At 61.2% G+C, this 20,312-nt stretch carries 18 protein-coding genes; 7 read left to right on the top strand and 11 right to left on the bottom strand.

Features of this window, described 5'->3' with window-relative positions:
* Positions 1 to 3: 3 nt before the first annotated feature.
* From coaA to hisB, 7 genes are read right to left on the bottom strand one after another with little or no spacing between them, the layout of a single operon-like run.
* The gene (coaA, locus tag GDN47_RS25810; protein WP_113389643.1) at positions 4 to 999 is read right to left on the bottom strand and encodes a type I pantothenate kinase; all 996 of its coding nucleotides are present in this window, start codon (positions 997 to 999) and stop codon (positions 4 to 6) included.
* A 5-nt stretch (positions 1,000 to 1,004) separates the two neighbouring features.
* Positions 1,005 to 1,319 carry a phosphoribosyl-ATP diphosphatase gene (locus tag GDN47_RS25805; RefSeq protein WP_113352884.1) on the bottom strand — a complete coding sequence of 105 codons (315 nt, stop codon included), beginning with the start codon at positions 1,317 to 1,319 and terminating at the stop codon, positions 1,005 to 1,007.
* 13 nt (positions 1,320 to 1,332) lie between these two features.
* A complete protein-coding gene (hisF, locus tag GDN47_RS25800; protein WP_113250780.1) occupies positions 1,333 to 2,121 on the bottom strand; it encodes an imidazole glycerol phosphate synthase subunit HisF in 789 nt (262 codons plus the stop codon).
* On the bottom strand, positions 2,118 to 2,861 hold the full coding sequence (hisA, locus tag GDN47_RS25795; protein ID WP_113352885.1) for a 1-(5-phosphoribosyl)-5-[(5-phosphoribosylamino)methylideneamino]imidazole-4-carboxamide isomerase: 744 nt from the start codon (positions 2,859 to 2,861) through the stop codon (positions 2,118 to 2,120). The genes hisF and hisA overlap by 4 nt, the downstream gene beginning before the upstream one ends.
* A 25-nt stretch (positions 2,862 to 2,886) precedes the next feature.
* Positions 2,887 to 3,537 (bottom strand): imidazole glycerol phosphate synthase subunit HisH, encoded by a 651-nt coding sequence (gene hisH, locus GDN47_RS25790; protein WP_113389642.1) that lies wholly within the window; start codon positions 3,535 to 3,537, stop codon positions 2,887 to 2,889.
* A 2-nt stretch (positions 3,538 to 3,539) separates the two neighbouring features.
* Positions 3,540 to 4,037 (bottom strand): DUF2628 domain-containing protein, encoded by a 498-nt coding sequence (locus tag GDN47_RS25785; protein ID WP_113389641.1) that lies wholly within the window; start codon positions 4,035 to 4,037, stop codon positions 3,540 to 3,542.
* 24 nt (positions 4,038 to 4,061) lie between these two features.
* Complete coding sequence (hisB, locus tag GDN47_RS25780) at positions 4,062 to 4,670, bottom strand: imidazoleglycerol-phosphate dehydratase HisB (protein ID WP_015338215.1); 609 nt, start codon at positions 4,668 to 4,670, stop codon at positions 4,062 to 4,064.
* Between the two features lie 213 nt (positions 4,671 to 4,883).
* Between hisB and hslV the strand changes: the two genes are divergently transcribed.
* The 6 genes from hslV (at position 4,884) to GDN47_RS25750 (ending at position 13,777) form a co-directional block, all read left to right on the top strand.
* Complete coding sequence (gene hslV / locus GDN47_RS25775) at positions 4,884 to 5,411, top strand: ATP-dependent protease subunit HslV (RefSeq protein ID WP_113333876.1); 528 nt, start codon at positions 4,884 to 4,886, stop codon at positions 5,409 to 5,411.
* Between the two features lie 47 nt (positions 5,412 to 5,458).
* Positions 5,459 to 6,769, top strand: a complete 1,311-nt coding sequence (gene hslU, locus GDN47_RS25770; RefSeq protein ID WP_069613954.1) for an ATP-dependent protease ATPase subunit HslU — start codon at positions 5,459 to 5,461, stop codon at positions 6,767 to 6,769.
* Positions 6,770 to 6,931: 162 nt separating this feature from the next.
* Entirely contained in the window at positions 6,932 to 7,885 is a 954-nt protein-coding gene (locus GDN47_RS25765) for a DUF1402 family protein (protein ID WP_113389640.1), read from the top strand.
* A gap of 119 nt (positions 7,886 to 8,004) precedes the next feature.
* A complete protein-coding gene (locus GDN47_RS25760; RefSeq protein ID WP_113389639.1) occupies positions 8,005 to 9,399 on the top strand; it encodes a cytochrome P450 in 1,395 nt (464 codons plus the stop codon).
* An 87-nt stretch (positions 9,400 to 9,486) separates the two neighbouring features.
* Entirely contained in the window at positions 9,487 to 11,490 is a 2,004-nt protein-coding gene (locus GDN47_RS25755) for a hydantoinase/oxoprolinase N-terminal domain-containing protein (protein WP_113389638.1), read from the top strand.
* A gap of 118 nt (positions 11,491 to 11,608) precedes the next feature.
* Positions 11,609 to 13,777 (top strand): malate synthase G, encoded by a 2,169-nt coding sequence (locus GDN47_RS25750; RefSeq protein WP_113389637.1) that lies wholly within the window; start codon positions 11,609 to 11,611, stop codon positions 13,775 to 13,777.
* Between the two features lie 261 nt (positions 13,778 to 14,038).
* On the opposite strand, the gene GDN47_RS25745 is transcribed toward GDN47_RS25750, so the two are convergent.
* Positions 14,039 to 14,713 (bottom strand): L,D-transpeptidase, encoded by a 675-nt coding sequence (locus GDN47_RS25745; protein ID WP_095436107.1) that lies wholly within the window; start codon positions 14,711 to 14,713, stop codon positions 14,039 to 14,041.
* A gap of 181 nt (positions 14,714 to 14,894) precedes the next feature.
* Between GDN47_RS25745 and GDN47_RS25740 the strand changes: the two genes are divergently transcribed.
* Positions 14,895 to 15,431, top strand: a complete 537-nt coding sequence (locus GDN47_RS25740; protein WP_113352892.1) for an MmcB family DNA repair protein — start codon at positions 14,895 to 14,897, stop codon at positions 15,429 to 15,431.
* Between the two features lie 58 nt (positions 15,432 to 15,489).
* Here GDN47_RS25740 and GDN47_RS25735 read toward each other — a convergent pair whose 3' ends face one another.
* The 3 genes from GDN47_RS25735 to hrpB all read right to left on the bottom strand — a co-directional run bounded on the left by GDN47_RS25735 (position 15,490) and on the right by hrpB (position 19,970).
* Positions 15,490 to 16,077, bottom strand: a complete 588-nt coding sequence (locus GDN47_RS25735) for an ActR/PrrA/RegA family redox response regulator transcription factor (protein ID WP_113333884.1) — start codon at positions 16,075 to 16,077, stop codon at positions 15,490 to 15,492.
* Positions 16,078 to 16,152: 75 nt separating this feature from the next.
* Complete coding sequence (locus GDN47_RS25730; RefSeq protein WP_173002575.1) at positions 16,153 to 17,445, bottom strand: ActS/PrrB/RegB family redox-sensitive histidine kinase; 1,293 nt, start codon at positions 17,443 to 17,445, stop codon at positions 16,153 to 16,155.
* A 47-nt stretch (positions 17,446 to 17,492) separates the two neighbouring features.
* Positions 17,493 to 19,970 (bottom strand): ATP-dependent helicase HrpB, encoded by a 2,478-nt coding sequence (gene hrpB / locus GDN47_RS25725; RefSeq protein WP_113389635.1) that lies wholly within the window; start codon positions 19,968 to 19,970, stop codon positions 17,493 to 17,495.
* Between the last annotated feature and the right edge of the window lie 342 nt (positions 19,971 to 20,312).

The following is a 20,312-nucleotide window of genomic DNA, read 5'->3' as shown; positions in this document are numbered from 1 at the left end:
GCCTCAGAGTTTCCTCAACGCCACCTGCTCGATCAGATGATTCTTCCCCTTCTGCAGGATGAGGTCGGCGCGCGGCCGCGTCGGCAGGATGTTCTGGCGCAAATTCTTCAGGTTGATATTCTTCCAAAGCCCCTCGGCAATCGCCAAGGCCTCGTCCTCGCTGATCGAAGCATAGCGATGGAAGAAGGAGTTGGGGTCGCGGAAGGCCGTCTCGCGCAGCCGCATGAAGCGGGCGACGTACCAATTGTGGATGAGCTCCTCCTCGGCATCGATATAGATGGAGAAGTCGAAGAAATCCGAGACCATCGGCACGATCTTGCCGTCAGCAGGCAGATGCCGCGATTGCAGCACGTTGATGCCTTCGAAGATCAGGATATCCGGGCGATCGACCGTCTTGAATTCGTTCGGCAGCACGTCATAGACGAGGTGCGAATAGGAGGGCGCCTGCACATTCGGCTGGCCGGCCTTGATCGCCGAGAGGAAACGCAGCAGTGCCGCCGTATCGTAGCTTTCCGGAAAACCCTTGCGCTGCATCAGGTTGCGGCGCTGCAGCTCGGCGTTCGGATAGAGAAAGCCGTCCGTGGTGACGAGATCGACCTTCGGGCTCGATGGCCAGCGGCCCAGCAGCTCCTTCAGGATACGGGCCGTGGTGGATTTGCCGACAGCGACCGATCCGGCGATGCCGATGACGAAGGGCGTCTTGGCGATATCGGAAAGACTGAGGAAGCGATTGCGCTGCTCGAAAAGGATCTGCGAGGATTCCACATGCGAGGACAAAAGCCGTGACAGCGAAAGATAGATGCGCCGGACTTCGTCGAGATCGATCGGGTCGCCCATGGAGCGCAGCCGCGTCACTTCGTCGGCGGTCAGCGTCAGCGGTGTGTCGGCCCTGAATTTCGCCCATTCTTCCGAGGAGAAGAAATAGTAGGGCGAATAGGCTTTCGCCTGGAAAATATCGAGCGTCTCGTGTGTTGGCTCGGTCTTGGTCGCTATCGTCATCGGTTTTACCGGCTTGCCTTCTCTTGAAGGCCGGATTGACTGGTGCGCCTCTCGAGCTCACCCATGACATTCTCTAACGGAATGCCGGCAATCTTCAATACGACTAAAAGATGATACAGCAGATCGGCCGCCTCATAGGTGAGGTTGTCGCGATCATTGACGACCGCCGCCATCACCGCCTCGATCGCCTCTTCGCCGAGCTTCTTCGCCGCTTTCGGCTGGCCGGCAGCAAAAAGCTTTGCCGTCCAGGATTCGCCCGGCGAGGCCTTGGAGCGTTCCTCGACGATCCGTTCGAGGTCGGAAAGGGTAAATCCGCTCATCGCTCGCTGTCTCCTAATCCAGCCGCATGGGAATGCCGCGCTCGGCCATGTAGCGCTTTGCTTCGCCCACCGAATAGGTGCCGAAGTGGAAGATCGACGCCGCAAGTACGGCCGTCGCATGACCTTCCTTGACGCCTGCGACGAGGTCGTCGAGATCGCCGACGCCGCCGGATGCAATGACGGGCACGCGCACCGCATCGGCGATCGCCCGCGTCAGCTCCAGATCGTAGCCGACTTTGGTGCCGTCCCGATCCATGGAGGTGACGAGCAACTCGCCGGCGCCGCGCTCCACCATCCTGCGGGCAAAATCGACGGCATCGATGCCCGTCGCATTGCGGCCGCCATGGGTATAGATCTCCCAAGCGCTCAGATTGTCGCCTCCGAGCGCCTCGGTGCGTCGCCGCTTGGCATCGATGGAAACGACGATGCACTGGTTGCCGAATTTGTCGGCCGCCTCGGCCACGAAATCGGGATTGTTGACTGCCGCCGAATTGATCGAAACCTTGTCGGCGCCGCAAAGCAGCAGCTTGCGGATATCGGCAATAGTGCGCACGCCGCCGCCGACCGTGACCGGCATGAAGCATTGTTCTGCCGTGCGGGCCACCACGTCGAAGATCGTGTCGCGATTGTCGGAAGAAGCAGTGATATCTAGGAAGCAGAGTTCGTCGGCGCCGGCAGCATCATAGGCCTTGGCGGCTTCGACGGGATCGCCGGCATCGACGAGATTGACGAAGTTGACACCCTTGACGACGCGGCCGTCCTTGACGTCGAGGCAGGGGATGACGCGGGCTTTCAGGGTCATTGCGCTGCCTCCTTGGCCTGTTTGATCAGCGCCAGTGCTTCCTTCGGATCGATCCGGCCATCATAAAGCGCGCGGCCGGAAATCGCACCTTCCAGTTTGCGGGCATCCGGCTGAATCATGCGGCGGATATCGTCCAGCGAGGCAAGCCCGCCGGAGGCGATGACGGGGATGGAAACGGCATTGGCCAGTTCGAGCGTCGAGTCCCAGTTGATGCCAGTCAGAACGCCGTCGCGGTCGATATCGGTGTAGATAATGGCGGCAACGCCAACGCCCTCGAATTTCTTGGCGAGTTCGATGACGCCGAGTTCGGAAGCCTCCGCCCAGCCCTCGACTGCCACTTTGCCGCCTTTGGCATCGATGCCGACGGCGATGTGACCCGGATAGCGCCTACAGGCTTCGACGACCAGCGCCGGGTCACGCACGGCAACCGTGCCGAGGATGACGCGGGCAAGCCCGCGCGACAGCCAGTTTTCGATATGATCGAGCGTGCGGATGCCGCCGCCGAGCTGCACCGGATTTTTCGTCGCCTTGAGGATGGCGTCGACCGCAGCGCCGTTCACGGTTTCGCCGGCGAAGGCACCATTGAGATCGACGACATGCAGCCATTCGAAGCCCTGGTCTTCAAAGGCTTTCGCCTGAGCGCCGGGATCGGGATTGTAGACGGTCGCCTGCTCCATGTCTCCGAGCTTGAGGCGCACGCATTGGCCGTCTTTTAGGTCGATAGCGGGAAAAAGAATCATGATGTCTGTCCTTGGAGCGCGAGCCTTATGGCTTCCAGCGCAGGAAATTGGCGATCAGGGTAAGGCCGAGTTTCTGGCTCTTTTCCGGATGGAACTGAGCGCCGGCAATGTTGTCTCGACCGACGAAAGCGGTCATCGGCCCGCCATAATTCGTCGTCGCGATCACGTCGTCGCTGTGGTCGGCGGCCAGATGGTAGGAATGGACGAAATAAGCGTGCAGGCCGTCAGGCCCGGTCTCAATCCCGTCGAAGAGTGCGTGCGGATGGCGAATATCCAGTGTGTTCCAGCCGATCTGCGGGATTTTCAGGTCGGGATCGCTCGGCGTCATTTCCTTGACGTCGCCCTTAATCCAGCCGAAGCCTTGCGTGATCGTCTTTTCCAGCCCGCGCGATGACATCAGCTGCATGCCGACGCAGATGCCAAGGAAGGGGCGGGCCTTGTGTTCCACGACGTCGATGACGGCTTCCGTCATGCCGGGAACGGCATCGAGGCCGCGACGGCAATCGGCATAGGCACCGACGCCGGGAAGCACGATGCGATCCGCGGTGGCGACGCGCTCGGCGTCATCGGTGAGGTCGATCTCGGCGTCGATGCCCGCCTCGCGGGCCGCCCGCTCGAAAGCCTTAGTAGCTGAGCGCAGATTGCCGGAACCATAGTCGATAATCGCGACGCGCATGGTCAGCGTCCTCCATCATAGCCGGGAAGGCCGAAGCTCGGGCCTTGGCGGCTGGTATTCGTGTTGGTGGCCGAGATATCCCAATTTTTCACATGGATATTCGGGTTGGGCGCCTGCGCTAGTTCGGAAAAATGGATTTCCTCTGCTGTCGCCAAATCGTGTGCCGAGACGAGGTTTTCAACCGTCCAGCCGCGGGCGAGGAGATGATTGCTGATCGCGTGCCGGCCCTCAAGAGCCGCAAGGACATGCACGCCAAGCAGAAGTGCTGCCCCTGCGGCGAAAAAGCCCGGCTGCCGCATCAGCTCCAGCGCGATGCCCTGCAGCAGAAAGGCGGCGACCGCATACAGCCACAGCCGATGAAAGAGCATCCAGAGCGTCGGAAATAGAAACGCCGTCCATGAAAAGCCGTCGCGGATGAATCGCGTGTCATCGCGATACCGATCCGATGCTTCGGACCGGTTCGTCGCTCCGGGCGGAGTCAAAATCAGATAGCTTGCCATTTCCTCAATTCCCCAGTTCGGGGCTCAGGCGAGCGTGCCTTTCGTCGAAGGCACGCGGCCTGCCTGCCGCGGATCGATCTCGGTTGCGGTGCGCAATGCGCGCGCAACGGCCTTGAAGCATGTCTCGGCTATATGGTGATTGTTGGCGCCATAATGGTTGAGGATATGCAAGGTGATACCGGCATTCTGCGCTAAGGCCTGGAAGAATTCGCGCACCAGCTCGGTATCGAAGGTGCCGATCTTCGGGGCGCTGAAGGAAACGTTCCAGACGAGAAAGGGCCGGCCCGAGAGATCGACGGCCGCCTTCGTCATCGTCTCGTCCATGGCGAGGTCGATCGAGGCATAGCGGGTGATGCCGCGCCGGTCGCCCAGCGCCTTGGCAATGGCCTGGCCGATCGCGATCCCGGTATCCTCGACGGCATGGTGATCGTCGACATGCAGGTCGCCCTTGGTGTCGATCTCCATATCAATCAGCGAATGTCGCGACAGCTGTTCCAGCATATGGTCGAAGAAGCCGACCCCCGTCGAAATCGTCGATTTACCGCTGCCGTCGATGTTGACGGAAACGGAGACCGAGGTCTCGTTGGTTTTGCGGGAAACGCTTGCCGTGCGGCTCGCTGCGGTCTCTGCCATGGGCTGCTCCATCGGAATACGGCCGTTCCTTATCAGGCGTATCGGGAAATATCCAGAAGTTACGCGCGGGGCTTATGCGTTTAGCCGGCTTGACGGCATCATTCGGGCGCGGTTGCCATTTGCAATCGCAAAAACCCCTCTTACATAGGTGCTGACGGGGCCGATACGCGGCCCGGCAGAAAGCCCGCCGAAACGGGGGCAAACAGGTGTTAAATGACGACAATCGTGACTATTCGCAAGGGTGGCAAGGTGGTGATGGCTGGTGATGGCCAGGTGAGCCTTGGCCAGACCGTGATGAAGGGCAATGCGCGCAAGGTTCGCCGCATCGGCAAGGGCGATGTCATCGCCGGTTTCGCCGGCGCGACCGCCGATGCCTTCACTCTCCTCGAACGCCTAGAAAAGAAGCTCGAACAATATCCCGGCCAGCTGATGCGTGCCGCCGTCGAGCTTGCCAAGGACTGGCGCACCGACAAATATCTGCGCAACCTCGAAGCCATGATGCTGGTTGCCGACAAACAAGTGACGCTCGCCATCACCGGAAACGGCGATGTGCTTGAGCCCGAACATGGCGCCATGGCGATCGGTTCCGGCGGCAATTATGCGCTCGCCGCCGCACGCGCGCTAATGGATAGCGACAAGTCAGCTGAAGACGTCGCTCGCCGCGCTCTCGATATTGCTGCCGACATCTGCGTCTACACCAACCACAATGTGGTCGTCGAAACGCTCGATGCCGAAGCCTAAGACGTTCCTCTCTTGATAGTTTCCAGCCCTGATAGGGAACATACGAAATGACCACTTTTTCCCCCCGCGAGATCGTTTCCGAGCTCGATCGCTATATTGTCGGCCAGCACGAGGCCAAGCGCGCCGTGGCGATTGCCTTGCGCAACCGCTGGCGTCGCCAGCAGCTCGAGCCTGAACTGCGCGACGAAGTCATGCCCAAGAACATCCTGATGATCGGCCCGACCGGTGTCGGTAAGACGGAAATCTCCCGCCGCCTTGCCAAGCTCGCCGGCGCCCCCTTCATCAAGGTCGAGGCCACGAAGTTCACCGAGGTCGGCTATGTTGGCCGCGATGTCGAGCAGATCATCCGCGATCTCGTCGAAGTCGGCATCGGCCTGGTGCGGGAAAAGAAGCGCGCCGAGGTGCAGGCCAAGGCACATATGAGTGCCGAAGAGCGCGTGCTCGATGCGCTGGTTGGTGCCACCGCCTCGCCGGCAACGCGCGACAGCTTCCGCAAGAAGCTGCGTGATGGCCAGCTCGACGACAAGGAAATCGAGATCGAAGTGGCCGATACCGGCTCCGGCATGCCCGGCGGCTTTGAGATTCCCGGTATGCCCGGCGCCAATATCGGCGTGCTCAACCTCTCCGAAATGTTCGGCAAGGCGATGGGCGGCCGCACGAAGAAGGTGCGCACGACCGTCAAGGATTCCTACAAGGAACTGATCCGCGACGAGTCGGACAAGCTGATCGACAATGAGGCGATCCAGCGCGAAGCCGTGCAATCGGCCGAGAATGACGGCATCGTCTTCCTCGACGAGATCGACAAGATCGCCGCCCGCGATGGTGGCATGGGTGCCGGCGTCTCCCGTGAAGGCGTACAGCGCGACCTGCTGCCGCTTGTGGAAGGTACGACCGTTTCGACGAAGTATGGTCCGGTCAAGACCGACCATATCCTCTTCATCGCATCGGGCGCGTTCCATGTCTCGAAGCCTTCGGACCTTCTGCCGGAACTGCAGGGCCGCCTGCCGATCCGCGTCGAGCTCCGTCCGCTGACCAAGGAAGACTTCCGCCGCATCCTCACCGAGCCGCAGGCGAGCCTCATCCGCCAGTACAAGGCACTGATGGAAACCGAAGACCTGAAGCTCGACTTCACCGATGATGCCATCGACGCGCTCGCCGATGTCGCGGTGCATCTGAATTCGACCGTCGAGAATATCGGCGCCCGTCGCCTGCAGACGGTCATGGAGCGGGTGCTCGACGAGATCTCCTACAATGCCTCGGACCGCGCCGGCGTATCGGTGACCATCGATGCCGCTTATGTCCGCGAACATGTCGGCGACCTCGCCAGTAACACCGACCTGTCCCGCTTCATTCTGTAAGCGGGCCGGCAAAGGCGATCTAAACAGTAGACACTCGACAACGGGCCGTTAACTTTTTAGTTAGGGGCCCGTTTCCTTATGTCGGATGGCTTTATTCGGCCAAGATTATCCGCCAGTCCGTCGCACGGAAACATCGGTTGAAACTTCGACGGGGCAGCCATCGTGCGACGCATACTGATCACTCTCCTTCTGGCGGTCGCCAGCTTCTCCTGGATACCAGCCCATGCGGATGCGGCGACCACGGTGCCTCCGGGCAACCGCAATGCCGAGCAGCCGCCGGTTCCCGGCGCCTCCGTCCGGCGCACGCGCGGCACGAATTCGACCTTCGAACGCAAGTACCAAAAGGTCCGCGAACTGCTGGCGACCGATACGAAGCTGATGTCGAAGATCAAGTCGACGGCGCGGGCCTACGGCATCGATCCGATCCACATCATCGGCGCGCTCGTCGGCGAGCATACCTATAACGTCGATGCCTATGACGGCCTGCAGTCCTATTATGTCAAGGCTGCCTCCTATGCCGGCCAGAGCTTCCGCTTCGCTTACAACGGCGAAAACGTCGATGATTTCGTTGCCCGGCCGCAATTCGATGCCTGCAAGGGCAAGGGTGATTCCTACAGCCTCTGGACCTGCCGCGAGGATGTCTGGGAAGATGATTTCCGCGGCAAGACAGTTGGTGGCAAATCCTATCCCGACAATCGCTTCAGCGCCGTCTTCTTCCAGCCCTTCTATGCCGGCCAGACCTTCGGCCTCGGTCAGGTCAATCCGCTGACGGCGCTTGAACTCTCCGATCTCGTCAGCCGCACCTCAGGGATTCCGAAGCTGGATGAAAAGGATGCCGGCGGCGTTTACAAGGCGATCATGGATCCGGATCTGTCGCTCGCCTTTGTCGCCGCCTCGATCCGCAAGTCGATCGACGACTATCGCTCGATCGCCGGCATGGATATTTCGGGCAATCCGGGCATCACCGCGACGCTCTACAATCTCGGCAATTCCCGCAAGCGCGCTGCCGCCCTTGCCGCCAAGAACCGTGGTTCCTCGCAGCCGGTCTGGCCGGAGGAAAATTACTATGGGTGGCTCATCAATGATAAGCTCAGCGACCTAAAATCGCTTTTATAAGCGCGCAGCGCGACGTTTTATCGTCTGGATTTTGCCGGCGGCGTTCCCCATATCGGATGGGCACGCCGTTCCAGCGGCTTAGATTAAGCAACGGCTGCTTTTCGAGGAGAATTGATCTGATGGACATGATTCCGGAAGCCTTCTCCCCGCCGGCACCGATTCCGCGCACCGTGCCGCCCTCTCGTTTAACGATCATCCGCACGATCCTGCGCAATCCGCTCGAACTCTGGGGCGAGCCCTCCTACACGCTGCCCTGGATCAAGACCAAATTCTTCAACGAGCGGACGCTGATCGTCAATGATCCCGGCCTGATCAAGCATGTTCTGGTCGACAATGCCGCCAACTACCGCATGGCCGATATCCGCCAGCTCGTGCTCCGGCCGATCCTGCGCGACGGTCTGCTGACGGCGGAAGGATCGGTTTGGAAGCGCTCGCGCAAGGCGGTGGCGCCGGTGTTCACGCCGCGTCATGCCCAGGGTTTCGCCGGCCAGATGCTGAGCCAGAGTCTAGACTATGTGAAGAAATACGAGGATGTCAGCAAGGAAGGCGCGGTGTTCGATATCGCTGCCGACATGACGGAGCTGACCTTCGCCATTCTGGCGGAAACCTTGTTTTCCGGCGAGATCGTCACTGAAGGCGAGCATTTCGCCGATGAGGTCAATGAGCTCCTGCATCGCATGGGCAGAGTCGATCCCATGGATCTTTTGCGTGCCCCCGCCTGGGTGCCGCGCATCACCCGCATCGGCGGCCAGCGCGTGCTCGACAAGTTCCGCGGCATCGTCCGCACCACCATGGACCAGCGGCTGGAAAAAATGCGGAGGGACAGAGCCAGCGCACCCGATGATTTCCTGACGCTGCTTCTCGAAAAGGCCGGTCCGGATGGACTGACCATGGAAGAGATCGAGGACAATATCCTCACCTTCATCGGCGCCGGTCATGAGACAACGGCTCGTGCATTGGCCTGGACGCTCTATTGCGTCGCCAACAGCCCGCACATTCGCGAGGCCATGGAAGAGGAAATCGACCGGGTACTCGCAACCGATGCGGAGCCAGTCGCCTGGCTCGATCTCATGCCGCATGTCCGCGCCGCTTTTGAGGAGGCGATGCGCCTCTATCCGCCGGCACCCTCGATCAACCGCGCCGCGATCGCCGATGACGAATGGACAAGCGCCAAGGGCGAGCGCGTGACGATAGAGAAAGGCATTACCGTCCTGATCATGCCCTGGACGCTGCATCGCCATGAGCTTTATTGGGAAAAGCCGCGCGCCTTTATGCCGGAGCGCTTTCTTCCGGAGAATCGAACAAAGATCAATCGCTTCCAGTACCTGCCTTTTGGCGCAGGTCCCCGCGTCTGCATCGGCGCCACATTCGCGCTTCAGGAAGCGGTCATCGCCCTCGCCGTGATGATGCGCCGCTTCCGCTTCGATCTGACCGAAGAAACCAATCCCTGGCCTGTGCAGAAGCTGACCACGCAGCCGCGCGGCGGTTTGCCGATGCGGGTTACGAGACGATAGAACTGTTTTTGCCGCCTGCCAGCTAGCGGCTCGGCCCGGAAGGGTGCAATAACGGCATCGCATTGCATTCAAGAGCTGGATATTGCCGTGACATCTCATTTCCTGCTCGGCATCGATACGGGTGGAACCTACACCGATGCCGTTCTCTTCCATGAAACCGATGGCGTAATCGCCAAGGCGAAATCGCTGACCACGCGGCATGATCTGGCTGTCGGCATTGCCGGCGCCGTAGATGCCGTCATCGCCAAGGCCGGCATTCCCGTTTCGGCCATCGGCCTCGTATCGCTGTCGACGACGCTTGCCACTAATGCGCTTGTCGAAGGGCAGGGCGGTCGCGCCGGGCTGGTCATGATCGGTTTTGGCCCCGAGGATCTCAAACGTGATGGCCTTGCGGAAGCGCTGGGCTCCGATCCCGTGCTCTTCCTCCCCGGCGGTCACAATGTTCATGGCAATGAAAATCCGCTCGATTTGACGGCTCTGCGCGACGCGTTGCCGGAACTGGCGAAATCGGTCTCCTCCTTCGCTGTTGCCGGCTATTTCGCGGTCAGGAATCCGGCTCATGAAATCAAGGTGCGCGACTGCATCCGCGAGCTCTCGCATCTGCCCGTCACCTGCAGCCATGAGCTTTCTTCAAAGCTTGGCGGCCCGCGCCGCGCCCTGACGACGCTGTTGAATGCCCGCCTCGTGTCGATGATCGACCGTCTTGTCGGTGCCTGCGAAGGATTTCTGACGACGCGCGGCATCTCTGCGCCGATGATGGTGGTGCGCGGCGATGGCGCCCTCATTTCCGCCGATGAAGCCAAGCTGCGGCCGATCGAGACCATTCTGTCTGGTCCCGCCGCAAGTCTTGTCGGAGCTCGCTATCTTACCAGCCTCGACAATGCCGTCGTTTCCGACATCGGCGGTACCACCACCGATGTCGCCGTCATGGAAGATGGCCGGCCGCGGCTCGATGCCGATGGTGCTGTGGTCGGAGGCTACCGCACCATGGTTGAGGCAGTCGCCATGCGCACCTACGGCCTTGGTGGCGATTCCGAAGTCAAGATCAACGATCGCGGCCTTATCGCTGCTTTCGAACTCGGCCCGCGCCGCCTGCTGCCGCTGAGCCTTGCCGCTCATACGCATGGTGCCGTCGTGCTTGAGGTCTTGGAGCAGCAGCTGCGGGCGACGCATCTCGCCCGTAACGCCGGCCGTTTCGCGCTCCGCACCGGCGTACCCGATCATCTTGCAAGCGGCCTCACCGGGCCAGAGCAGACGCTGTTCGATCGCATCGGCAGCGTGCCTGTAGCACTCGATAAGCTTCTGGCGATGACGTCGCAGAAGGCGACGCTGGATCGGCTTGTCGCGCGCGGTCTTGTGCATTTGAGCGGCCTGACGCCTTCCGACGCCATGCATGTGCTTGGGAGGCAGGGGCAATGGAACGCTGAAGCGGCCCGCCTCGGGCTGGCCTTGGCGATGCGGCTGAAGGATGGCTCTGGCCGTCCGATCGCCGAATCCGTCGAGGAGCTGGCGAAGAAGATCGTCGATCGCCTCACTCGCCAGTCGGCCGACGTCATTCTTGCCGCCTGCTTGGCCGAAGATGGCGTAGCCGATCTCGATCCAGCAAAATCCATCTCCATCGATCGCGCGCTTCGCCGCGCGCCGGGGATCGCCCGCTTCGCCATTTCGCTCGATCGGCCGCTGGTCGGCCTCGGTGCTTCCGCTCCGGTCTATTACCCCGCCATTGCCGAGATGCTGGCGACCGAGAGTGCCATTCCCGGCGATTCGGATGTGGCGAATGCCGTCGGTGCTGTCGTCGGCCAGGTCCGCACCAGCGTCACCGTCTTCGTCACCATGCCGGAGGATGGCATTTATGTGCTGAATGGTGCCGGTGAGAGCCTGCGCTTTACCGACGAGAGCCACAGTTTCTCCGATGCCCGCGCGCGGGCGATGGAAGCTGCAACGGCGCAGGCAAGGCTGAATGGCGCGGTCGACCTCGTCGTGACAGTGGATGAGCAGGTGGATGCACCCGAGGTGGAAGGCAGTCGCAAGCTGATCGAGGCCCGGTTCGTGGCAACCGCCACGGGCCGTCCCCGAATCGCCATGGATTGATTATTTCCATAAAGGCATAAATCTTTCGAACTATTGCCAAATTGACAGAAGTGAAACCGTGAGCAAAGTGGCAACATGTTAAAATTGAGCCGTAGCACGGCCTTGAGGAGTATATGGCATGAGCCGCATTGAAAAACACGGGCTTCAGATCGAACAGGTCCTCTACGATTTCCTCGTTAAGGAGGCGCTTCCAGGTTCGGGCGTGGATGCCGACGCCTTCTTTGCCGGTTTTTCCAAGATCGTCCATGATCTCGCGCCAAGGAACCGTGAGCTTCTCGCCAAGCGGGACCGCATGCAGGTAGCGCTTGACGATTGGTACCGCAAGAATGGCGCGCCCGTCGATCTCGCCGCCTACGAAGCCTTCCTGCGCGAGATCGGCTATATCGTGCCCGAAGGTCCGGCCTTCACGATCTCGACCGCCAATGTCGATCCGGAAATTTCAGAGATTGCCGGCCCGCAGCTCGTCGTTCCCGTCATGAATGCCCGCTATGCCCTGAACGCGGCCAATGCCCGCTGGGGATCGCTCTATGACGCTCTCTACGGCACCGATGCCATTCCGGAGACCGCTGGCGCCGAAAAGGGCAGGGGCTATAATCCCAAGCGCGGCGAGAAGGTCATCGCCTGGGTTCGGGATTTTCTTGATTCCACCGTTCCGCTTGATGGCGCAAGCTGGAAGGATGTCACAGGCTTCGCTGTGAAGGATGGCGCCTTGGCGGTTACGACCGAGGGCGGCGCCGTAAAGCTCGCCGATGGCAGCCATTTCGCCGGCTATCTCGGTGATGCCGCTACCCCCACCCATATCCTGCTGAAGCAGAACGGCATCCATATCGAAATCGTCATCGACACGAGCACCGCCATCGGCAAGTCCGACCCGGCCGGCATTTCCGATGTCCGCCTGGAATCGGCGATCACGACGATCATGGATTGCGAGGATTCGATCGCAGCCGTCGATGCCGAGGACAAGGCGGAGGTTTACCGCAACTGGCTCGGCCTGATGAAAGGCGATCTGACCGAGGAAGTCGCCAAGGGCGGCAAGACCTTTACCCGCCGGCTCAACCCCGATGTCACCTATACGGCGCCGAATGGCGGCACGTTCGATCTGCATTGCCGCTCGCTTATGCTGGTGCGCAATGTCGGCCACCTGATGACCAATCCGGCCATTCTCGACCGTGATGGCAATGAGGTGCCGGAGGGTATCATGGATGCCGCCATCACCGGCCTGATCGCGCTCTATGACATCGGCCCCAGTGGCCGCCGCAAGAATTCCCGCACCGGCTCCATGTATGTCGTCAAGCCAAAGATGCACGGGCCAGAAGAAGTCGCCTTCGCGGTGGACATCTTCTCGCGCGTCGAGGATCTGCTTGGGATGCCGCGCAATACCATCAAGATGGGCATCATGGACGAGGAGCGCCGCACGACGGTCAACCTCAAGGAAGCGATCCGCGCCGCCCGCGAGCGCGTCGTCTTCATCAATACCGGCTTCCTCGATCGCACCGGTGATGAAATCCATACTTCGATGGAAGCAGGCCCAATGATCCGCAAGGGCGATATGAAGCAGGCGGCCTGGATCGGCGCCTATGAGAACTGGAACGTCGATATCGGCCTGGAATGTGGCCTTTCCGGTCATGCCCAGATCGGCAAGGGCATGTGGGCCATGCCGGATCTGATGGCGGCCATGCTCGAGCAGAAGATTGCGCATCCCAAGGCGGGTGCCAACACCGCCTGGGTGCCATCCCCGACGGCCGCGACGCTGCATGCTACCCATTATCATCGCGTCAATGTTGCTGATGTGCAGAAGAGCCTGAAGAGCCGCGCCCGCGCCAAGCTCTCCGACATCCTCTCCGTGCCGGTCGCCTCGCGGCCGAACTGGACGCTGGAGGAAATCCAGCGGGAAATCGACAATAACAGCCAGGGCATCCTCGGCTATGTTGTGCGCTGGGTTGATCAGGGCGTCGGCTGCTCCAAGGTTCCAGACATTAACAATGTCGGCCTCATGGAAGACCGCGCCACGCTGCGCATCTCGGCGCAGCACATGGCCAACTGGCTGCATCACAAGGTCATCACGGAAGCGCAGATTCTGGAAACGATGAAGCGCATGGCGGCTGTGGTTGACCAGCAGAATGCCGGCGATCCTAACTACGTTCCCATGTCAGGCAATTTCGACGGCTCCGTCGCCTTCCAGGCCGCTCTCGATCTCGTCCTCAAGGGGCGCGAGCAGCCGAATGGCTATACCGAACCGGTCCTGCATCGCCGCCGCATCGAGCTGAAGGCAAAGCAGGCGGGGTAACTTCATCCCGTCGGAGGTCACCTCGATCGTTCGAGGCCTTGTCCTCTGCGCTGACGCTTTGACTGCAAGGCAACTCGCGATGAGGTGGAGGGGCTCTTGCGGCCAGCGGAAAAAGTGAGCCCTCATTCCGAGGCGCGCAGCCAAGGGCGGAGCCTTGAAGGATGAAGGCGAGTCCTGACGATTGGGATCGATCCAAATCCCTCAAGCAAAAAAGCCGCCGGATCAGTATCCGGCGGCTTTTTCAATTCGAATGTCCAGTGATTACTGGATAACGATAACCTTGGTGCTGCGGCCGGGAAGAACGCGGCTGTAGAGATCGATCACGTCCTGATTGATCAGGCGGATGCAGCCCGAGGAGGCAGCGGTGCCGATCGAAGCCCATTCCGGCGTACCGTGCAGGCGGAACAGCGTGTCCTGGCCCTTTTCGTTGTAGAGATACATGGCGCGTGCACCGAGTGGGTTGGAAAGGCCCGGGTTCATGCCGCCATCGACATACTTGGCGATTTCTGGACGGCGGACAGCCATTTCCTTCGGCGGATGCCAATTCGGCCATTCCTGCTTCCACGCGACGTATGCGGTGCCGGACCAGGAGAAGCCCTGCTTACCGACGCCGATGCCGTAACGCATCGCTTCGCCATTGCCGAGGATATAATAGAGGTGACGCTCGCGTGTATTGACGATGATCGTGCCTTCCGCTTCATCCGTCTTGTATTCGACGATCTGACGGCGGAACTGCGGCTTCACCTTCTGGATCGGGATCGCCGGCAGCTGAAAGCCATTGTCGGTCGTCACGCCGTAGTCGCCATCGAACGTCTTGATGGTTTCGGTGGCCGAATTTGCGGTGGCGGCCGGCGCTGCTGCGGCGGTGGTGGCATAGCCAGCCGATGCGAGCATTGCGACAAGGCCGAGTGCGGTCATAGCATTACGGATGCGCATGGAAGTCTCTTGAATTTTCGTGGCGGGAAATGGATGGCTGTAAACCATCTTTGTCTAAAGTTTATTTTCCATTAAACTTGGCTTTGCAAGCTGCTCTGGCCCTACAAAAATAGGGCTGGCGCGCAAATTAGAAGGACATGGTTTTTTTGCAACAACGCCAAGCCTGTCCCCGAGACAATTCATGACGATTTTGAACGTTTACAATAACAATCCGTTAATAGATGGCCGGCAGTCGGAACGGGCCATGCTTGTACGCAAAGGCGTGCAACTATTACTGCACGAAATGCGTCACGCCGTGCTACCGGAGCTGCCGCTCGCCAGCGGTCGCCGCGCCGATCTCGTCAGCCTTTCGGAGAAGGGCGAGATCTGGATCATCGAGATCAAGACCTCGATCGAGGATTTCCGCGTCGACCGCAAATGGCCCGAATACCGGCAGCATTGCGACCGGATGTTCTTCGCGACGCACAAGGATGTGCCGCTGGATATCTTCCCGGAGGATTGTGGGCTGTTTCTGTCGGACGGCTACGGCGCCCATATGCTACGCGAGGCGCCGGAGCATCGCCTGCCGCCGGCGACGCGCAAATCGGTAACGCTCAATTTCTCTCGCGCCGCCGCCCAGCGCTTAATGCTGGCAGAATGGGCGACGGGTAAAGATTTTGCCTTCTCCCCTCGGGGAGAAAGCGCCCGAAGGGCGGATGAGGGGGGTGAGACGCCTTAGCTTCGAGCGCCTTTGAAGCTTGCACTTACAGCGTCCTCTCCCGATACAATAGTATGCTCTATTTCGGCGCCCGCTTGGCAAGGATGCGCTGTAAGGTGCGGCGATGCATGTTGAGGCGCCGGGCCGTCTCGGAAACATTGCGCTCGCACATTTCATAGACACGCTGGATATGTTCCCAGCGCACGCGGTCAGCAGACATCGGATTTTCTGGCACTTCGGCCTTCTCGCCGGGGCGCTGCGTCAGCGCGGCATAGACGTCGTCGGCATCGGCAGGTTTGGCGAGATAGTCGAGCGCGCCAAGCTTGACGGCGGTGACCGCAGTCGCGATGTTGCCATAGCCCGTCAGCACCACGATATGCGTGTCGTCCCGCCGCTGACGGATGGCTTCGATCACATCGAGCCCGTTGCCGTCGCCGAGGCGAAGGTCGACCACGGCATATTTCGGCGGGGTCGCCTTGGATTTGGCAACGCCTTCCGCCACCGATTCCGCCGTCTCGACCACAAAGCCGCGTGCCTCCATTGCCCTCGCCAGCCGGCGTAGAAAGGGACCATCGTCATCGACGATCAGCAATGTAGCATCCGGGCCGATATGGGCCTCGGCATCCTTGGCCCCGACCGGCGGAGCAGCACTTTCCTTATCCGTCATGTTATCTTCTATCCCGGCGACCATCCGCCTGCGTATTCAACCGATTTTGACGATGGCAGTTTTAAGCCGCGAAAATCATTTTGTCGAATTACTGTCGATTAATACGCGCGGCCATTCGACGCGGACGCGCGCTCCCGGCGTTTCCGGATCGCGATTGCCGAAGGAAAGTGTGGCGCCCGAGCGCTCGAGCAACGTCTTGGCGATGAAGAGCCCAAGCCCAAGGCCGCCTGCCGTGTCATCCCGCTGGCGTGAGGTGACATAGGGTTCGCCGATCCGTGCCAGTATTTCAGGCGAGTAACCGCCGCCATCGTCCTCGATGATAATAGTCAGAGTTTCGGCGGTGTATTCCACCGTCACCGTCACAGTCTTGCGGGCATAATCGACCGCATTTTCGATGAGGTTGCCGAGGCCATACATCATGCCGGCATTGCGTGACAGAACAGGTTCGCCCGCCCGCGGGCTCTTCTCGATGAATTCCAGGTTGATCCCGAACTCGCGGTGCGGCGCGATCACTTCTTCCATCATCGACGACAGCGTCAGCCGCCTCATATGCGCTTCGTCCTCGGAGGAGAGCGTCGTCAGCCGCCTGAGAATATCGCGGCAGCGCTCGCTCTGGCTGCGCAGCAGCGCCACATCCTCCCGGAAACGGTCGTCCTCGCGCAGTTCCCGCTCCATCTCCTTGGCGACGACGCTGATCGTCGCAAGCGGCGTGCCGAGCTCGTGTGCCGCCGCCGCCGCCAGCCCGTCGAGCTGCGACAGGTGCTTTTCCCGCTGCAGCACCAGCTCCGTCGCCGAAAGAGCATCCGCAAGCTGGGAGGCTTCCATGGAGACGCGATAGGCATAAAAGGCGGCAAAGGCCATGGTGGAGGCGATAGAGCACCACACGCCCAGCTGCATGACGCTATGCACGCTGACCGAAACGCCCTCATACCAGGGCAGGGGGAAGGGAGAGAATGCCAGACCGGTAATGCAGATCATTGCAAGTACGATGAGCGGCATACTGTAGCGGATCGGCTGCGATGCGAAGGAGATGATGACAGGCACGCAGACGAGCGCCGAGAAGGGATTGGCAAGCCCGCCGGTGATCAGCAGCAGTCCGCAGAGCTGCAGGAGATCGAGGCTGAGCAGCGCAAAGGCTGCCGGCGGCTCCAGTCGGTGCGTGGGCGGATAGCGCAGCGTCAGGAAGAAGTTGATCCAGGCAAGGCAGGCGATCAGTACGCAGCAGGGCAGCAGCGGCATGGGAAATTTCAGCCAGAAGGCGACGATCATCACGGTTACCGTCTGACCGCCGACCGCAAGCCAGCGCAGGCGCACCAGCGTCTGCAGTCTCAGCCGCCGGCTGGTATGATGGCCCTCCTGCGCCTTCATTTCGGCTTCGGAGAGCTTTTCCAGTCCCCGGAAGAAGCGTGCCATCGTCATGTCCCCCTTGGCTTGGCGCGTGTCGTCGGCAAGGCCTCGGCCGGATCTTCCGGCCAGGGGTGCCTGGGGTAGCGGCCGCGCATATCGGCGCGCACATCCTTCCAGGATCCGGCCCAGAAGCCCGGCAGGTCGCGTGTCGTCTGGATCGGGCGATGTGCCGGCGATGTCAATTCCAGCACCAGCGGCAATCTGCCGCCGCCGATGGCCGGATGCTGCTTTAGCCCGAACAGCTCCTGCACCCGAATGGTCAACAGTGGTTCCTCGCCATCATATTGAATGGGATGGCGGTGGCCGGTCGGCGCCTCGAAATGCGTCGGTGCCATTCGAGCGAGGTCGCGCTGCAGCTCGTGCGGCACGAGAGACATCAACCCGTTGGAAAGGCTGCCCGCGGAGATATCGGAGAGGCCGCGCGCGTCGGGCTGAAACGGCATGAACCATTCCTCAAGCCGAGCAAGCAGCGCCTCGTCGCTCATATCGGGCCACGGATCGCCGATCGTCCGATGCAGGAAGCCGATCCTGTCCCGCAGCTGCGTGGCTTCCTTGGAAAACGGCAGGACACCGATCCCGAGTTCCCGTATGCCGTCGGCCAGCGCCTTGGCCGCCGGCTCGCCGGTGGGCCGCGGCAGAGGCGTCTCTTCGAAGATGATGGCACCGAGCCTTGTCACCCGCCGCGCCCGCACCTGCCGGCTCGCTCTGTCGAAAAAGCTCTGGTCTTCGGTGCGAATTTCGCCCGGCAAATGCTCTTCGACATCGGCGCGGGAAATCTCCGCCGCAGCAAGAACGCGCGCGTGCGCCGCACGTCCCGTCAGGTCCGCGACGACAAGCATCTGGGAGCCGGCAAGCCGCTCGGTCTCCGGCAACTCTGCGCCGCGCCCATTGGCCATGACGAAACGTCCCCGCCCGCCACGCTGCAGCGCGATGCGGTCGGGAAAGGCATGCAGCAGCAGCGCGCCGACAAGCGGAGGAATAGAGGAAGGGGTGCCGCCGTTGCCACCGGCCGCTTGAGCGAGACGCCCGGCAAGACGACGCGCGGCCTCGGCCCGTTCACCCTTCTCGGTCTTGAAGCGCCGCAGCCGGTCTTCCACGTCGATGCTCTGCCCACCAAGCCCCTGTTCCGTCAGCAGTACCGCAAGCAGCGCCGCTTCGCGCGCCTGGCCGAATTCGCCAGCCGAAATCACCATCGCCGCCAGTCGTGGCGGCAGGGCGAGCTCGCGCATCAGCCGTCCGCGCGCCGTCAGCCCGTTTTCCGCGTCGAGCGCACCCAGCTGTCGCAGCAGGGCTCGTGCTTCGGCAAGCGTGGTCGCAGGCGGTTGATCGACGAAGGCAAGCGTCGCAGGATCTTGCACGCCCCAATGGGCCAAATCGAGTGCCAGGCCGGAAAGATCGCTCGAAAGGATCTGCGGCGGCGTGAACGCCGGAAGCGCCGCGGTCTGCCCCGGATGCCAGAGCCGGATGGCGATGCCCGGTTCGGTTCGTCCGGCGCGGCCGGCGCGCTGATCGGCCGAGGCGCGCGACACGCGCACCGTCTCGAGCCGCGTGATACCAGTGGAAGCCTCGAAAACGGGCAGGCGCTGCAATCCGCTGTCGATAATGATTCGCACGCCATCGATGGTGATGGAAGTTTCGGCGATCGAGGTCGCCAGCACGATCTTGCGCGTGCCCTGCGGCGCTGGCCGAATTGCCGCATCCTGTTCCTTCTGGCTGAGATTGCCGTAGAGCGGCGCAATCATCGTCTCCGGCCGGAAGCGGCCCTCCAGCCGCTCCACCGTGCGGGTGATTTCCGCCTGCCCGGGCAGGAAGGCGAGGATGGAGCCCTGTTCGCGCGCGTGCGCATCAAGTATTGCCCGCGTCACCGTATCCTCGATCCGCTCTCCCGCTGGCCGATCCTGATGACGGATATCGATCGGGAAGCTGCGACCCATGCTTTCGATCACGGGCGGGTGGTCGAGGAGTGCAGCGACACGCTCCACATCGAGCGTTGCCGACATGACGAGAATGCGCAGATCCTCTCGCAGCGCCGCTTGCACATCGAGCGCCAGCGCCAGGCCGAAATCCGCATCCAGCGAGCGCTCGTGGAATTCGTCGAAGATGACGGTGGAGATGCCTGAGAGTTCGGGGTCGTCGAGGATCATCCGCGCGAACACACCTTCCGTCACCACCTCAATGCGCGTCTTAGGAGAAATGCGGTTGTCGAGCCGCATGCGGTAGCCGACTGTATCGCCCACCTGTTCGCCGAGCAGTGAGGCCATGCGGGCAGCAGCGGCTCTTGCGGCCAGCCGCCGCGGCTCCAGAAGAATGATCCTGTCATCGCCGCGCCAGGCTTCGTCCAAGAGATAAAGCGGTACCAGCGTCGTCTTGCCGGCGCCGGGCGGCGCGGAGAGCACGGCACGCCGCTCTTCAGCGAGTGCCGCACCGATATCGGCGAGCACATGCGAGACAGGCAGCCCCGGCAATGAAGGTACTCTATATGTCACGCCTGCCCGCTCCGCATATGTTTATGGGCGAAAGCTGGCGTTTGCCGGTTCGACCCCGCCTGTGCCCGCCTTTTATCGAGAAGCACCATATCTGCTCCCTTCAATCTCTCGATGTCTATTAGGTCCTGGGTGTCCGGCTGGCAATGCGAGCCGGATCCAATGCTTGCAATAGGCGCAAGTGGCCCTTTAGGAGCGCTTATCTGGATGATTCCGGCAGATGGCGTAAAATGAATCCTGAAATCGTGACCAATCGCGAAAAAATCTCCAAGATTTTGATCGCGTTCACAAATCCGCTTTTTAATTCAATCACTTACAAAAATGTCAGAATTTTTACAGTTGGAG

Origin of the sequence: Martinezella dioscoreae (assembly GCF_009176305.1) — a bacterium.
GTDB classification, from domain to species: Bacteria; Pseudomonadota; Alphaproteobacteria; order Rhizobiales; family Rhizobiaceae; genus Rhizobium; species Rhizobium dioscoreae.
The sequence above is the reverse complement of the archived record's forward strand: the minus strand, read 5'-3'. Positions and strand labels throughout refer to the sequence as shown.

Excerpts from the sequence above, each read along its gene's own strand:
- coaA (WP_113389643.1), bottom strand. The coding sequence starts at position 999 with ATGACGATAGCGACCAAGACCGAGCCAACACACGAGACGCTCGATATT.
- GDN47_RS25805 (WP_113352884.1), bottom strand. The coding sequence starts at position 1,319 with ATGAGCGGATTTACCCTTTCCGACCTCGAACGGATCGTCGAGGAACGC.
- hisF (WP_113250780.1), bottom strand. The coding sequence starts at position 2,121 with ATGACCCTGAAAGCCCGCGTCATCCCCTGCCTCGACGTCAAGGACGGC.
- hisA (WP_113352885.1), bottom strand. The coding sequence starts at position 2,861 with ATGATTCTTTTTCCCGCTATCGACCTAAAAGACGGCCAATGCGTGCGC.
- hisH (WP_113389642.1), bottom strand. The coding sequence starts at position 3,537 with ATGCGCGTCGCGATTATCGACTATGGTTCCGGCAATCTGCGCTCAGCT.
- GDN47_RS25785 (WP_113389641.1), bottom strand. The coding sequence starts at position 4,037 with ATGGCAAGCTATCTGATTTTGACTCCGCCCGGAGCGACGAACCGGTCC.
- hisB (WP_015338215.1), bottom strand. The coding sequence starts at position 4,670 with ATGGCAGAGACCGCAGCGAGCCGCACGGCAAGCGTTTCCCGCAAAACC.
- hslV (WP_113333876.1), top strand. The coding sequence starts at position 4,884 with ATGACGACAATCGTGACTATTCGCAAGGGTGGCAAGGTGGTGATGGCT.
- hslU (WP_069613954.1), top strand. The coding sequence starts at position 5,459 with ATGACCACTTTTTCCCCCCGCGAGATCGTTTCCGAGCTCGATCGCTAT.
- GDN47_RS25760 (WP_113389639.1), top strand. The coding sequence starts at position 8,005 with ATGGACATGATTCCGGAAGCCTTCTCCCCGCCGGCACCGATTCCGCGC.
- GDN47_RS25750 (WP_113389637.1), top strand. The coding sequence starts at position 11,609 with ATGAGCCGCATTGAAAAACACGGGCTTCAGATCGAACAGGTCCTCTAC.
- GDN47_RS25745 (WP_095436107.1), bottom strand. The coding sequence starts at position 14,713 with ATGCGCATCCGTAATGCTATGACCGCACTCGGCCTTGTCGCAATGCTC.
- GDN47_RS25740 (WP_113352892.1), top strand. The coding sequence starts at position 14,895 with ATGACGATTTTGAACGTTTACAATAACAATCCGTTAATAGATGGCCGG.
- GDN47_RS25735 (WP_113333884.1), bottom strand. The coding sequence starts at position 16,077 with ATGACGGATAAGGAAAGTGCTGCTCCGCCGGTCGGGGCCAAGGATGCC.
- GDN47_RS25730 (WP_173002575.1), bottom strand. The coding sequence starts at position 17,445 with ATGAAGGCGCAGGAGGGCCATCATACCAGCCGGCGGCTGAGACTGCAG.